This window comes from Nocardia rhizosphaerae, assembly GCF_042650365.1.
GTDB classification, from domain to species: Bacteria; Actinomycetota; Actinomycetes; order Mycobacteriales; family Mycobacteriaceae; genus Nocardia; species Nocardia rhizosphaerae.
Genome location: NZ_JBHSBA010000015.1, coordinates 750,258 through 763,174 on the forward strand (window position 1 = coordinate 750,258; position 12,917 = coordinate 763,174).

Annotated in this window: 12 protein-coding genes; 7 read left to right on the forward strand and 5 right to left on the reverse strand. The window is 68.4% G+C overall.

The genetic code is table 11. The features are described from left to right. Positions 1 to 29: 29 nt before the first annotated feature. A complete protein-coding gene (locus ACFOW8_RS25640) occupies positions 30 to 1,265 on the forward strand; it encodes a PucR family transcriptional regulator (RefSeq protein ID WP_378554060.1) in 1,236 nt (411 codons plus the stop codon). Between the two features lie 178 nt (positions 1,266 to 1,443). Beyond that, positions 1,444 to 1,896 (forward strand): hypothetical protein, encoded by a 453-nt coding sequence (locus tag ACFOW8_RS25645; RefSeq protein ID WP_378554061.1) that lies wholly within the window; start codon positions 1,444 to 1,446, stop codon positions 1,894 to 1,896. 96 nt (positions 1,897 to 1,992) lie between these two features. Here ACFOW8_RS25645 and ACFOW8_RS25650 read toward each other — a convergent pair whose 3' ends face one another. Then, complete coding sequence (locus ACFOW8_RS25650) at positions 1,993 to 2,604, reverse strand: TetR/AcrR family transcriptional regulator (RefSeq protein ID WP_378554062.1); 612 nt, start codon at positions 2,602 to 2,604, stop codon at positions 1,993 to 1,995. Positions 2,605 to 2,686: 82 nt separating this feature from the next. Between ACFOW8_RS25650 and ACFOW8_RS25655 the strand changes: the two genes are divergently transcribed. From ACFOW8_RS25655 to ACFOW8_RS25665, 3 genes are all read left to right on the forward strand, one after another. Next, a complete protein-coding gene (locus ACFOW8_RS25655) occupies positions 2,687 to 2,923 on the forward strand; it encodes a DUF1272 domain-containing protein (RefSeq protein WP_378554063.1) in 237 nt (78 codons plus the stop codon). 65 nt (positions 2,924 to 2,988) lie between these two features. Then, positions 2,989 to 3,729, forward strand: a complete 741-nt coding sequence (locus ACFOW8_RS25660) for an alpha/beta fold hydrolase (RefSeq protein WP_378554065.1) — start codon at positions 2,989 to 2,991, stop codon at positions 3,727 to 3,729. A gap of 91 nt (positions 3,730 to 3,820) precedes the next feature. Beyond that, positions 3,821 to 4,177, forward strand: a complete 357-nt coding sequence (locus ACFOW8_RS25665; RefSeq protein ID WP_378554067.1) for a hypothetical protein — start codon at positions 3,821 to 3,823, stop codon at positions 4,175 to 4,177. A gap of 446 nt (positions 4,178 to 4,623) precedes the next feature. On the opposite strand, the gene ACFOW8_RS25670 is transcribed toward ACFOW8_RS25665, so the two are convergent. Then, positions 4,624 to 6,000 carry an FAD-binding oxidoreductase gene (locus ACFOW8_RS25670; RefSeq protein ID WP_378554068.1) on the reverse strand — a complete coding sequence of 459 codons (1,377 nt, stop codon included), beginning with the start codon at positions 5,998 to 6,000 and terminating at the stop codon, positions 4,624 to 4,626. A gap of 37 nt (positions 6,001 to 6,037) precedes the next feature. Continuing rightward, complete coding sequence (locus ACFOW8_RS25675) at positions 6,038 to 6,400, reverse strand: hypothetical protein (RefSeq protein WP_378554069.1); 363 nt, start codon at positions 6,398 to 6,400, stop codon at positions 6,038 to 6,040. A 144-nt stretch (positions 6,401 to 6,544) separates the two neighbouring features. Between ACFOW8_RS25675 and ACFOW8_RS25680 the strand changes: the two genes are divergently transcribed. Then, a complete protein-coding gene (locus tag ACFOW8_RS25680; RefSeq protein WP_378554070.1) occupies positions 6,545 to 9,427 on the forward strand; it encodes an ATP-binding protein in 2,883 nt (960 codons plus the stop codon). A gap of 10 nt (positions 9,428 to 9,437) precedes the next feature. Here ACFOW8_RS25680 and ACFOW8_RS25685 read toward each other — a convergent pair whose 3' ends face one another. After that, positions 9,438 to 9,707: a DUF4242 domain-containing protein gene (locus tag ACFOW8_RS25685; RefSeq protein WP_378554071.1), complete on the reverse strand. Its 270-nt coding sequence runs from the start codon at positions 9,705 to 9,707 to the stop codon at positions 9,438 to 9,440. A 137-nt stretch (positions 9,708 to 9,844) separates the two neighbouring features. Here ACFOW8_RS25685 and ACFOW8_RS25690 point away from each other — a divergent pair, with 137 nt between their 5' ends. Beyond that, on the forward strand, positions 9,845 to 10,366 hold the full coding sequence (locus tag ACFOW8_RS25690; protein ID WP_378554072.1) for an OsmC family protein: 522 nt from the start codon (positions 9,845 to 9,847) through the stop codon (positions 10,364 to 10,366). 158 nt (positions 10,367 to 10,524) lie between these two features. On the opposite strand, the gene ACFOW8_RS25695 is transcribed toward ACFOW8_RS25690, so the two are convergent. Next, positions 10,525 to 12,909: an ATP-binding cassette domain-containing protein gene (locus ACFOW8_RS25695; protein ID WP_378554074.1), complete on the reverse strand. Its 2,385-nt coding sequence runs from the start codon at positions 12,907 to 12,909 to the stop codon at positions 10,525 to 10,527. Positions 12,910 to 12,917 lie beyond the last annotated feature (8 nt).

Sequence of the window (12,917 nt, forward strand, 5' to 3'; positions counted from 1 at the left end):
CGAATTTGTGCAAGGAACGGAGCGGCCAGGTGGCGGGATACGGAACACTGGTGTGGGTCGGGCAGGCCCTCGGCCCGCTCACCGACGCGATCACCGCCGACCTCATCCGCGTCACCGAACAACTCATCCCCGTCACCGACCTCGCCTTCGACCTCGCCGAGCTGCGCGCCGCCAGCATCGCCGAGAACGTCGCCCTCGTGCAGTACGTGCTGGCCAACAACATCGACCCCGCCACCGTCAGTCCACCAGCGGGCGCCGCCGCCTACGCCCAGCGCCTCGCCCGGCGCGGCGTACCGCTCACCGTCCTGCTGCGCGCCTACGGCCTCGGCCAATACCGGCTGCTCGATGCCGCCATCGGCATCGTGCTCGCGGTCCACGGACCCGACCAGGCTGCCCGCATCGCCGAACTGCTGAAATTCGCGGGCACCTACCTCGACCGGCTCAACTCCTCGATGGGCCGGATCTACGAGACCGAACGCGACCGCTGGCTCAGCAGCAGACAAGCCGCGCAGCAGCAGTGGATCGCCCAGCTGCTCGACAGCGACGACGTCGACCTGCCCGCCGCCGAAGCCGCCCTGGACTACCGGCTCGACCGGCATCACCTCGGCGCCGAGATCTGGACCACCACACCCGAGCCCGCCGGCACCGACACCGTGCGCGTCCTCGACCAGACCCGCCGCCTGCTCGCCGCCGAAACAGCGGCCGACGGTCCCGAACTGGTGGGCACCACCGGTGACCGGACGCTGCGGATCTGGTTTCCGGTCTCCGCCGATCGGCCCTGCGACACCGACCGGATCGCCTCCCGGCTCCACACCGCCGGACTACCCGCCCGGATCGCCCTCGGCCCCGTCGGCGCCGGGCTGCCCGGATTCCGGCGCACCGCCCGCTGCGCCGCCAGGGCGAAGACCCTGGCCACCGCGGCGGGCGCCGAGGCACCCGCGGTCCTCGACTTCGACGCCGTCGCCCCGTTCGCGCTGCTCGCCGACGAACCAGGCGAACTCGCCGCCCTGGCCGGGCGCGCCCTGGGGCCGCTGGCCGCCGACACCCCCAAGGCCGCCCTGCTGCGGCACACCCTCGAGGTGTTCCTCGCCGAAGGCTCCAGCTACTCCCGCACCGCCAGGGTGCTCGACGTGCACCGCAACACGGTGCAATACCGCATCCAGCAGCTCACCGGTCGCTACGGGATCGCCGTCGACGCCGACACCTTCGAGCTGCGGTTCGCCCTCGGTATCTGCCGCTGGTACGGCCACACCCGGACAATCTGAGTCCCGCCGGTTTGTGCGTTACGCACAGTTGCACATAGTTCGCTCGGACGCTCCCACTGCGAGATTCGCCACGCACCGGCCCCCGCTCCGCCGAGCCCACCCGCCCGAGAACACCGCGCCGACCGGCCGGAAACCAGCCCAACCGCACCCGTCACCCGCCCGACCACCACCTGCGGCGATGCGGGAAACACACAGGTCGCGCGCCTACCGTCGACACCCCCTGCGCCCGGCCGTCCGCGCGCCCTCCGTCCACAACTCCCAACCCTGGCGCTGGCACCTCGGCCACGACCGCCTCGACCTGTACGCCGACTTCGGCCGCCAGCTCACCGCCACCGACCCACGCGCCCGCGCCCTCATGGTCAGCTGCGGCGCCGCGCTGCACCACCTCGGCACCGCCCTCGCCATGCTCGGCCGCCACGCCACCATCCACCGCCTGCCCGACCCCACTCGACCCGACCACCTCGCCACCATCACCTGCACCCCACACACACCCACCGACCTCGACCGCGGACTCGCCGCCGCCATCACCACACGACGATCGGACCGGCGCCGCTATCCCGCCCCCGTTCCACCCGCCGACCTGCGCGCGATCACCACGCCGCGCCGCCCACTCGCCGAGGTCCTCGACTGACCGAAATCCGTTGACGCCCGCAGACACTCACCACTGAGCTCGTCCCGAATCGGGCACAGCCGCGGGGCCGGTTCGCGCTCGCCACCGAGACAGGCGTCAGTGCGTCTCGCTCCGCGCCGGGTGTGCGAACATACCGTCGAGAACCGCGTCGAGCTCCGTGTGGGCAGCCGTCAATGCCCGCTCGCGCGAACGGGACGCGGCGACGAACATCGCCAGCTCGTTGAGACCACCCAGCAGCAGATGCGCCAGCACCCGCGGATCGTGCCGGGGGAGCAGCTCGCCCTGCTCGTGCGCGGACACGAGCAGATCCTTGACCAGCCCGAGAGAACGGCCACCGTCGATCTCGCGCCAGCGCGCCCAACCCAGCGCGGCGGGAGCCTCCACGAACAGGATCTGCCGCACCGTCTCGTCGGCCAGCCGATCGACGAACGCGTGGGCGACAGCGCGCACCCGCTGTGCGGGCGGGCCGGGCCGGGCGTCGCGTGACAAGGCCTCGACCACGCCGTGATCGACGGCGGCGAAACACGCCTCCATCAAGCCGACCATGCTGCCGAAATGGTGGTACAGCGCGCCACGGGTGACACCGGCGGCTGCGCACACCTGCGCGGTCGTCACCTCGGCGAAGCCGTGTTCGGCGAACAGGGCGGTACCCACCGTGATCAGCCTGGCCCGCGTGCGCGCAGCCCCTTCCTCGCGAACCGTAACCACCGTGTCTCCCTTCCACCCGTGACATACATACTGTATCTGACATACAGTTTGTAGGTCGGACCGGAGTGAGGGAGCGGCACCAATGCTGAAAATGAAATCGACCTGCGAAACCTGCGCGCGCGAGCTGCGCGCCACCGACGAGGCGTTCATCTGCAGTTACGAATGCACCTACTGCCCGCCCTGCACAACGAACCACCAGGTGTGCCCGAACTGCGGAGGCGAACTGGTCCAGCGGCCACGGCGCACCACCGGCGCCGCGGAGATCGCGCGCCGGGCACCCGCCCGGCTGCGCCGCATGGTGCGGGGGACCGGGCGATGAACGCGGTGGCCCTACCCAGCGGGGCGGTCGCGCAGTGGTTTCCGGGTCGGCCAGGATCACCGACCTTGCTGGTTCTCCCCGCCATGGGCGTAGCAGCACGCCATTACCAGCGTTTCGCCGAGGCGGCCAGGACTCGGGGTTTCAGTGTGCTGACACTCGACTACCGAGGGCAGGGCGAAAGCCCGCTGACGATATCCCGAGGTGTGCGTTTCGGCTATACCGACCTGGCCGCGGGCGAGATCACCGAGGCCATCACGTGGGTGCGTGAACAGGGGAGCGGTCCGCTGCTGCTGGTCGGGCACAGCCTCGGCGGACAGTTGGTCACCGCGCTGGAATCGATATCACCGGGAACGTTCGACGGGCTCGTCCTCGTCGCCGCGGGCACACCGCACTGGCGGGCCTTCACCGGCCGCGCACGGCTGGCACCACTGCTGCTGCCCACCGCATTCGTCGGAATGGCGGCCGCGCAAGGCTGTTTCGACGGACGCAGGTTCGGGTTCGGCAGGCAATCGGCACAGCTGATCGGGGAGTGGGCCCGCATGGCCAGGACCGGTTCGTGGTCCCCGGATCCGATCGAACTGCCGCATCGGGAGTTCCCGCTCATCGCGCTGTCCTTCCGCGGAGATCGGCTGGCACCGGCATCCGCGGTCGACGCCTTGGTCGCAAGGTTCCCGAGTGCCACGACAACACGGACACATCTGGATGAACCGGCCGGGCATGCCGGGTGGTTGAAGCAGCCAGACAGCGCGATAGAGGCCCTGAGCGCTTGGGCGGCGGAGGCCTTCACCCCGGAGCGCAAGCGGTAACCGCCGACCGATAGGGGTGTACTCGATTCGTGCCCGAGCAGCAGGCGCCGGCAGGCGTAAAGTTGCTGTCCCGGAGCGAAAGGAGCAGACCATGTCCATGCGCGCCAGACCGATGACGGTTCGAATCGCCGCGGTGGCCGCGGCCGTGAGTGCCGCCACGCTCGTCGGGGCGACCGGTCGAGCGGTCGCCGAGGTCGAACCAGGCACCTACACATCCACGACGTGGTCGTCCGGCATCGTGCTGCTGCAGCGCGACGCGCGCGTCGAAGGCGGTGAGCTGGTTTTGATCGGGCGTTATCCCATTCATCCGACTCCCGACGGTGGTTACGTCGACCTGTTTCCCGGCCACCGCGTCGTCATGACCAGCGACGGACGGGGCGGGTACGAAGGCCCTGCTTTCTTCGGCGGGGTAGTGATCGGCTCCATCACGCTGACGCCGAAGCCCTGATGCCATACGGGGTCACTTGACATAATGTGCATTATCGGCGTTTGAACGCACCCGCTGGGCGCGGGCAATCTGCACGATTCCCGCCGTCCGTCGCTCGCCGGGTCGGCCGCTTCCGCGTCCGCCGCGCTGAGATCGATCGTTCAACGCAGTGCCGGTGGTTCCCGGACTGGCAGATTGTCGGTCGATCTCACCGATCCGGCGACGCGCGGGTCGGCGAGATCGACACAACGCGGGAACTCCGCCGGGCCGAACGACTTCCCTCGGCTTTGATCCGCATTGATCGCCCGCGTAGGGCCCCGCGGCCACGAACGGCGCCACTCCCCTTCACTCCCCCCGGCTGCGATAAATCGTCACTGTGACGTTTTCAAGAAAGGGATAATCCCCGCGGAGTTCCAGGTACTGGTGCGCCACAACGGTTTTCGAACTCGCGGTCGACGCGGTGGCTCCTACCCGGCCGGTGCGATGTTCTGGTTCAGATGGAACAGGTTGGCCGGGTCGTAGGTCTTCTTGATCGTGGCCAGGCGGTCGTAGTTCGCGCCGTAGTTGGCGCGGATGCGGCTCTGGTCGTCGGAGGCCATGAAGTTGATGTAGCCGCCCGCCGCGGTGTGCGGTTCGAGCGCTGCATGGTAGTCACGGACCCACCCGATGTTGGCTTCGTTGTCGACCGGATCCGGCCACATTCCGGCGATCACCGGGGCGAAGGTCGCGTTCCGGTAGGCGAACGCGGTGGCATCCGCCGCGATGTCGTGCACAGCGCCATCGATGGGATACAGGTGCATCGTGGACTGCATGGCGGGGACCCGGGGCCCGAATTCGAGATGGGCCGCGAGGGCGTCGTCGGTGAGCTCGAGCTGGAACGCCGCCTTCCAATAGTGCTGAAGTCCCGGCGGCAGCAGTGCGTCGAACGCGCTGTTGAGGGCCGGATAAGGCATTCGGCCGACGTGCTCGGCCACCGGTGTCGCCACCGCTCGCAGGTCCGCCAGCAGTGCCTCTGCTGCTTCGTCGCTGCCGTTGAAGCAGGACACGAGCAGCAGGAATGGTTCGCCGACCCGGCCCTCGGGGATGAACGGCAGTGGCGGCGCGATCTGAAAACCCGGGAAAGCACCCATCGCCCGTGGCGCCGCCGCGATCCAATCACGGTAGGTCCGCAGCAATGCTTCGGCGGCACCGAGTTCGAAGAACATGGGGCCTCCGTACACGGTGTCCACCGGGTGCAGGTCGAACTCCATCTCGGTCACCACACCGAAGTTGCCACCTCCACCGCGCAGGGCCCAGAAAAGCTCGGGATGCTCGGTCTGGTCGGCGGTCACGAACGTGCCGTCGGCAAGGACGACATCGGCGGATCGGAGGTTGTCGATGGAAAGCCCGTGGGCGCGGGCGAGGTAGCCGATGCCGCCGCCGAGCGTCAGTCCTGCCACACCGGTGGTCGAGATGATGCCACCGGTGGTGGCGAGGCCGAAGGTGTGCGCGGCGTGGTCGAAGTCGCCCCAGGTGCAGCCTGCCTGTACCCGGGCGATCCGCCGCGCGGGATCGATGCGAATGCCTTTCATCGCCCGAAGGTCCAAGACGATGCCGTCGTCGACTGTGCCGAACCCGGGAACGCTGTGCGCTCCGGCACGGATGGCGAGGTCAAGTCCGCTCTCGCGGGCGGCGTCGACGGTGGTGCGGACATCGGCCACATCGACCGCGCCGACAATCGCGAGAGGCTTTCGGTCGATCATCCCGTTGTAGACCGAGCGAGCCTCGTCGTAGCCGGGTGACTGCGCCGTGATCACCTCGCCGCGGGCCGCTTCGAGCATGGTCAGTGCTGGTGTGCCGTTCATTGCCGCTCCCTGAGGTCGGTTCGAGCCGGTGTGGCGATCAGCCGAAAAGGTGCAGTGCGTGGTCGTGGAACTGCCGCATCTGCGCGACGGGGCCGACTTCGAGGAAGACCGCGCCCTCGGTCGAGGTCGCGGTGTGCCCTGGGGGCCAGTAGTAGACCTCGCCGGCTTGCGCGGTCTCCACGGTGCCGTCGGCATGCTCGAGCCGTAGCGATCCTTCCAGCACGATTCCCCAGTGCGGGGAGGGGCACCGGTCCTCGGGGAGGCCACGCAGGACCGGACCGAAGTCTGTCCCGGCCGGGACGCTGGCGTGCCGGAGTGCCATGTCGCCCCACTCTATGTATCGGGTCACCAGCTCGCCTTGGGCGACTTCGATGGGCAGATCCTTGATCGGTGTGGCCATGATGCGGCTCCTCTGTCGGCGTTACCGGTGACGCTACGGAGTCGCGGCGCCCCGTACCTGACCTGATCTGATCGAATCGATGCGACGGTGAGGGGGTCAGATCGGACTATCTCGGTGGTCGCCGAATCCGGCTATGGTCGAGAGGTGACGGAATCGGCTCCGCCGAGAAGTGGCACGGCCTTTGTCGGTCGGCGCGCGGAAGTCGCGCGGCTCGAAGCTGTCTGGGCGGCGGTCGAGGACAACCGGCGACAGGTCGTTTTCGTGGGTGGCGAGCCCGGTGTCGGCAAGACCCGGCTGGTGAGCGAGGCCGCCGCCGCACTGCGTGCCCAAGGCGTCACGGTGCTGTGTGGCGCGTGCCGCGAAGACCTCGACATTCCGTACCGGCCGTTCGTCGCGATCCTCGAACAGGCGATCGAGCGGACTCCCCCGGACGTCTTGCGCGCCGTCGCCCCCGCGGCCGCGGCCCCGCTGCTACGGCTGACAGCGAGTGTGTCGCGGTGCTGGCCGACCGCGGAACAGCTTCTTGGCGGATACGATTCGCAGCCGGTCCTGTTCGATGCTCTGCTGCGGGTGTTGCTGGCGATCGCCGATCGTGGTCCCCTGGTGCTGGTACTGGAGGATCTGCACTGGGCCTCGGAGCCGACGTTGGCCATGTTGTCCCACCTGGTCGAGTCCACGGCCGGTGAACGGCTCCTGGTATTGGCCACCCTCCGCACGACTGCCCCGGACCGTACGGATGCGGTTGGTTTCGCCCTCGCCGATCTACATCGGCTCGACGGCGTCGCCCGGATCGACCTGGTCGGGCTCGGTACCGGGGAGGTGGCTGACTACCTCGTTCGGGCAGCCGGGGTGTCCCGGGTGGTCGCGCGGTCGGCCGCGCCGGTATTGCGTGACCACACCGGTGGGAATCCGTTCTTCCTCCAGGAGTACTTGCACGACCTGGTGAACCGGGGTGGTCTGTCCGCGATACGGTCAGGTATCGCGGCGCCGCGATCGGTCCAGGATGCGCTCGCCCGCCGTCTGGCGGCCTTCGACGCCGACCACGCGCGGGTGATCGAGCTGGCCGCGGTCGCCGGCGACGTCGTCGATCCCGAGATCCTGTCCGACGAGCTAGATGGCGTCCAGGTCCTGGCCGGGATGGATTTCGGGGTGCGCGCGGGTCTTCTCCTCTGCGATGGCGAGGACGGTGGATTTCGCTTCGCGCACGCGCTGGCTCGCCGGGCCGTGCTGGACCGGATGCCCGCGGGCGATCTCGCGGCCGCGCACGCCAGGGTCGCACGCGCGATCGAGAAGCGGGATCCGACGCTGGTAGCCGCGCTGGCACATCATTTCCACCAGGCTCGTGGGCTCGGATACGCGGACAAGGCGGTGCACTACCTGGTGCTCGCGGCCCGCCAGGCCGAGCGTGGCATCTCGCACCGCGAGGCGGCGGTCCTGTACGAACGTGCCGCGCGGGTGCAGTCCACGCGGGGGCCGACTCGGGTCGAGCTGCTCGCGGCAGCGGCGCGCTGTCATGTGCACGGTGGTGACTTCCCGACGGCCCGTCGCCTCTTCGAGGAGCTCGCCACCGACGACGACCCCCGAGTCCGGCTGGCTGCTGCGATCGGGCACGAGGACGCGTCGTGGCGTCCCTCCGCACCTGGTCAGCGCTCGCTGGCGTTGCTGAGTGAGTCGCTCGGCGCCGCCGGGCTCGATCAGGATGATCCGCTGTCGGTGCGAGCTCGGGCGAGCATGGGGCGGGCCGCTTCGTTCACCGGCGATTCGGAGCAGGCTCGCCGGATCGGTGAGGACGCGTTGGCGCGCGCCAGGCGCATCGGCGACGAGGAGCTCCTCGCGCATGCCTTGAGCACGACGCTGTGGCAGGGTATCCGGCCGGATCTGGCACCGGAGTTGCTGACCCGCGCGATCGAGCTGAACGAGATCGGGTCGCGTCTCGGCGATGACGATCACCGGGGCCCGGCGGCGTTCCATCGTGCGGTCTTTGCGTATCTGCTCGGCGACGAGCCGGAGTGGAGTGGTGCGCAGCGTGATCTGACCGAGCTGGCGCTGGCGCGCGGGCAACCGTTCTTCCGGTATGTCGCCGGCTGTTCGCGGTGCGCGCACCGGTTCGCGGTCGGCGACTTCGCGGGCGCGGAGCGGATCAGTGATTGGCTCGACGACCAATTCGCGCACGAGTTCGGCGGCGCTACCGAAGGATCGTGGGGTGTGCAGCAGTTCATGCTCCGGCGGGTCACCGGGAGTCTGGAACAGGTTCGCCCGCTGATCACCGGGCGCGAGAACTTCGACGATCACTGGTTGCCTGGGCTGTTGGCGTTGTACACGGCATTGGAGATGTGGCAGCAGGCCGCTCGCCTGTTGGTCTACCTGTGTGCTCGGCTCGATGACTATCGGCTCGGCGCGCAGTGGGCGGGGGTGCTGGCTTTCGCCACCGAGGCCGCGGTCCGGCTCGACGATCCGGCGGTGGCGGCGACGTTGCGCCCGTGGCTGGTCGAATACTCTGGGGCCAATCTGATGGCCGGAGCAAGTGTGGCGGTGTTCGGCAGTGCCGACCGCTACCTCGCCGAAGTCGATTCGGTACTCGGTGTGGACAGCGCCGACCAGCACTTCGAGCGCGCGCTCGCGATGGATCGCCGGATGGGCGCGGTCACTCACCAGGCCGAGACCTTGGCGGCGTGGAGCAGACACCGGCTCCGCCACCCTGATGCCGGGCCCGGACCTGCCGCCACCGATCTGGCGACCGAGGCACGCGCGCTGGCCCGGCGGATCGGGCACCGCCGCATTCTCCGTGAGCTGGATGCCGATCCGGCTCCGCGTACCGAACGCGCGCTGCTGCCCAAGGGGTTGACGGATCGGGAGGTGGAGGTGCTCCGCTTGGTAGCCGATGGTCTGTCCAATCGCGAGATCGGTGAGCGATTGTTCATCAGCGCGAATACGGCGGCCAATCATGTGCGCAGCATTCTGATCAAGACCGATGCGCCCAATCGCACCAGGGCGGCGATATTCGCCTCCGAGCACGGACTGCTCTAGCGCGGGGCGGTTACAGCGGAGCGAAAGAGCCGTCTGGGGTGAGGGTGCCGGACAATTCCATGATCGCGTCGGCGGGAATTCCGGCTCGGACCGCGGCGGCCCGGATCGCGTCGACGTTGTCGGCCTCGTAGAGGCAGAAGGTTTTGCGTTTGTCCAGCGACAGGAACGAGCTGAGCCAGCGCACACCGTATTCGTCGTTGATCCGGTTGATTTCCGCGGCGGTCTCCGGGGCCACCTCGAGCTGTTCGGCGAATTGCCGCTCCACCATGAATACCGGCATCGATGCGCCCCTTGGTTGTGTTCGGGTGGCGGCCCATGGTTCGCCGGTCCGAACGGCGGTCCCCGATTTCAAGGTACCAAGGTCGCGGTTCGCCGTTCAACGTGTTGTTGCGGTCGTTTCCGGACTACCGTCGATGGATGACCACCGCGGCGGAGTTGCGGGCCAAGCAGGCATCGGTGAAACAGCGCTACCGGGAAGATCCGGGTGCTGCGGTCACGCCACTGCGTGCCAGGGGTTCGTTCGCCGATCCCGGTGTCACCTGCACGGTGCAGACGTTCGCGGGACCGGCGCGTGCGGGCCTGCACCCCGCCACCGGCGGCGACGGCTCCGATGCCTGCTCTGGTGACATGTTGCTCGAGGCGTTGGCCGCCTGTGCCGGGGTGACCTGTCGTAGCGTCGCCACGGCGATGGAGCTGCCTATCGTCGGCGCCGAGGTCGAGGCGACCGGTTCCTTCGATGCCACCGGAACCCTCGGCATCGACCGGACCGTCGAGGTCGGGGTGTCACCGATCACGGTGACGATTACCGTCACGACGTCCGCCGAGGTGGAAGTGGCCGCGTTGGCCAAGCTCGCCGACCTGACCGAGCGCTACTGTGTGGTCGGCCGGAGCCTGAGGCATCCGCCGGTGATCCGGGTGGTGCGCGCGCCCGGATGTTGACCGGTGGTGATCGGCCTGTGCGCACCGGGTGGGCTCCTGCGCGGTCGCCTGAGCAGTACACGACGTACTGCCGGTCGCGTGGTGGTTCGCCGAGCCGGCGGGACGTGTTCGCGACCGTTCTCCCCCGGTGTCGAAATCCCAGGGGAGAACGGCTTCTTTCATGCTCCGACGTACTCGGCGAGGTGTTGGCCGGTAAGGGTGGAGCGGTCGGCGACGAGGTCGGCGGGGGTGCCTTGGAACACGATCTGGCCGCCGTCGTGGCCTGCGCCGGGGCCTAGGTCGATGATCCAGTCGGCGTGTGCCATGACGGCCTGGTGGTGTTCGACGACGATCACGGATTTGCCCGCGTCGACGAGGCGGTCGAGCAGGCCGAGGAGTTGTTCGACGTCGGCCAGGTGCAGTCCGGTGGTCGGTTCGTCGAGGATGTAGGTGCCGCCCTTGTCGGACATGTGGGTGGCCAGCTTGAGGCGCTGGCGTTCGCCGCCGGACAGGGTGGTCAGGGGCTGGCCGATGGTGAGGTAGCCGAGGCCGACCTCGGTGAGGTGGGTGAGGATCTTGTGTGCGGCGGGGGTGCGGGCCTCCCCCGCGCCGAAGAATTCGCGGGCTTCGTCGACGGGCATCGACAGGACTTCGCTGATGTTCTTGCCCGCGAAGGTGTAGTCGAGCACCTCGGCCATGAACCGCTTGCCCTCGCACACCTCGCACACGGTGGACACGCCGGCCATCATGGCGAGGTCGGTGTAGACGACGCCTGCGCCGTTGCAGTTGGGGCATGCGCCTTCGGAGTTCGCGCTGAACAGGGCCGGTTTGGCGCCGGTTGCCTTGGCGAAGGCTTTGCGGATGTGGTCGAGCAGGCCGGTGTAGGTGGCGGGATTGCTGCGGCGGGATCCCTTGATGGGTGCCTGGTCGATGGAGATGACGCCCTCGTCGATCGGGATGGATCCGTGCACGAGCGAGCTCTTGCCCGACCCGGCGACACCGGTGACGGCGACCAGGACACCGAGTGGGATGTCGACGTCGACGTCGCGCAGGTTGTTGGCGGTGGCGCCGCGGATCTGCAACGCGCCCTTGGGCTTTCGTACGGTGTCTTTGACAGTGGCGCGGTCGTCGAAGTGGCGGCCGGTGACGGTGCCGCTGGCGCGCAGTCCGTCGACGGTGCCTTCGAAGCAGATGGTGCCGCCCTTGGAGCCTGCGGCGGGGCCGAGGTCGACGATGTGGTCGGCGATGGCGATGGTTTCGGGTTTGTGTTCGACGACGAGGACGGTGTTGCCTTTGTCGCGCAGGCGCAGCAGCAGGTCGTTCATGCGCTGGATGTCGTGCGGGTGCAGTCCTGCGGTCGGCTCGTCGAAGACGTAGGTGACGTCGGTGAGGGAGGAACCGAGGTGGCGGATCATTTTGACGCGCTGGGCTTCACCGCCGGACAGGGTGCCGGAGGGGCGGGACAGCGACAGGTAGCCGAGGCCGATCTCGACGAAGGAGTCGAGGGTTTGGCGCAGCGATTCCAGCAGCGGTGCGACGGAGGGGTCGTCGACGGTTTTGACCCATTCGGCGAGGTCGGTGATCTGCATGGCGCAGGCGTCGGCGATGCTGACGCCGTCGATCTTGGACGAGCGGGCTTCGGCGGACAGGCGGGTGCCGTCGCAGTCGGGGCAGGTGCCGAAGGTGACGGCGCGTTCGACGAAGGCGCGCACGTGCGGCTGCAGGGCGTCGACGTCCTTGGACAGCATGGACTTGCGGATCTTGGGGATCAGGCCTTCGTAGGTGAGGTTGATGCCCTCGACCTTGATCTTGGTCGGCTCCTTGTAGAGCAGGTCGGCGAGCTGCTTCTTGGTGTATTTTTTGATCGGTTTGGCGGTGTCGAAGAAGCCGCTGCCCTTGAAGATCCGGCCCATCCATCCGTCCATGGTGTAGCCGGGGATCTTGAAGGGGCCTTCGTCGAGTGATTTGTTCTCGTCGTAGAGCTCGGTGAGGTCGATGTCGTTGACGGTGCCTTTGCCCTCGCAGGTGGGGCACATGCCGCCGGTGATGCTGAAGCTGCGGCGTTCTTTCACGGTGACGCCGTTCTTCTCGACGGCGACGGCGCCGGAGCCGCTGATCGAGGCGACGTTGAACGAGAACGCCTGGGACGACCCGATATGCGGGTCACCCAAGCGGCTGAACAGGATACGCAGCATGGCGTTGGCGTCGGTGACGGTGCCGACGGTGGAGCGCGGGTCGGCGCCGAGGCGGGACTGGTCGACGAGGATGGCGGTGGTGAGGCCTTCGAGGACGTCGACGTCGGGGCGGGACTGGCTGGGCATGAAGCCCTGGACGAAGGCGCTGTAGGTCTCGTTGATGAGGCGCTGTGATTCCGCGGCGATGGTGCCGAACACCAGCGAGCTCTTGCCGGAACCGGAGACGCCGGTGAACACGGTGAGCCTGCGCTTGGGGAGCTCGACGTCGATGTCGCGCAGGTTGTTCACGCGGGCGCCGTGGACCCGGATCAGGTCGTGGCTGTCGGCCGGTTCCACGGTGGGGGTAGCGGTTCTGGTGGCCGTGCTCATGGGTCTCC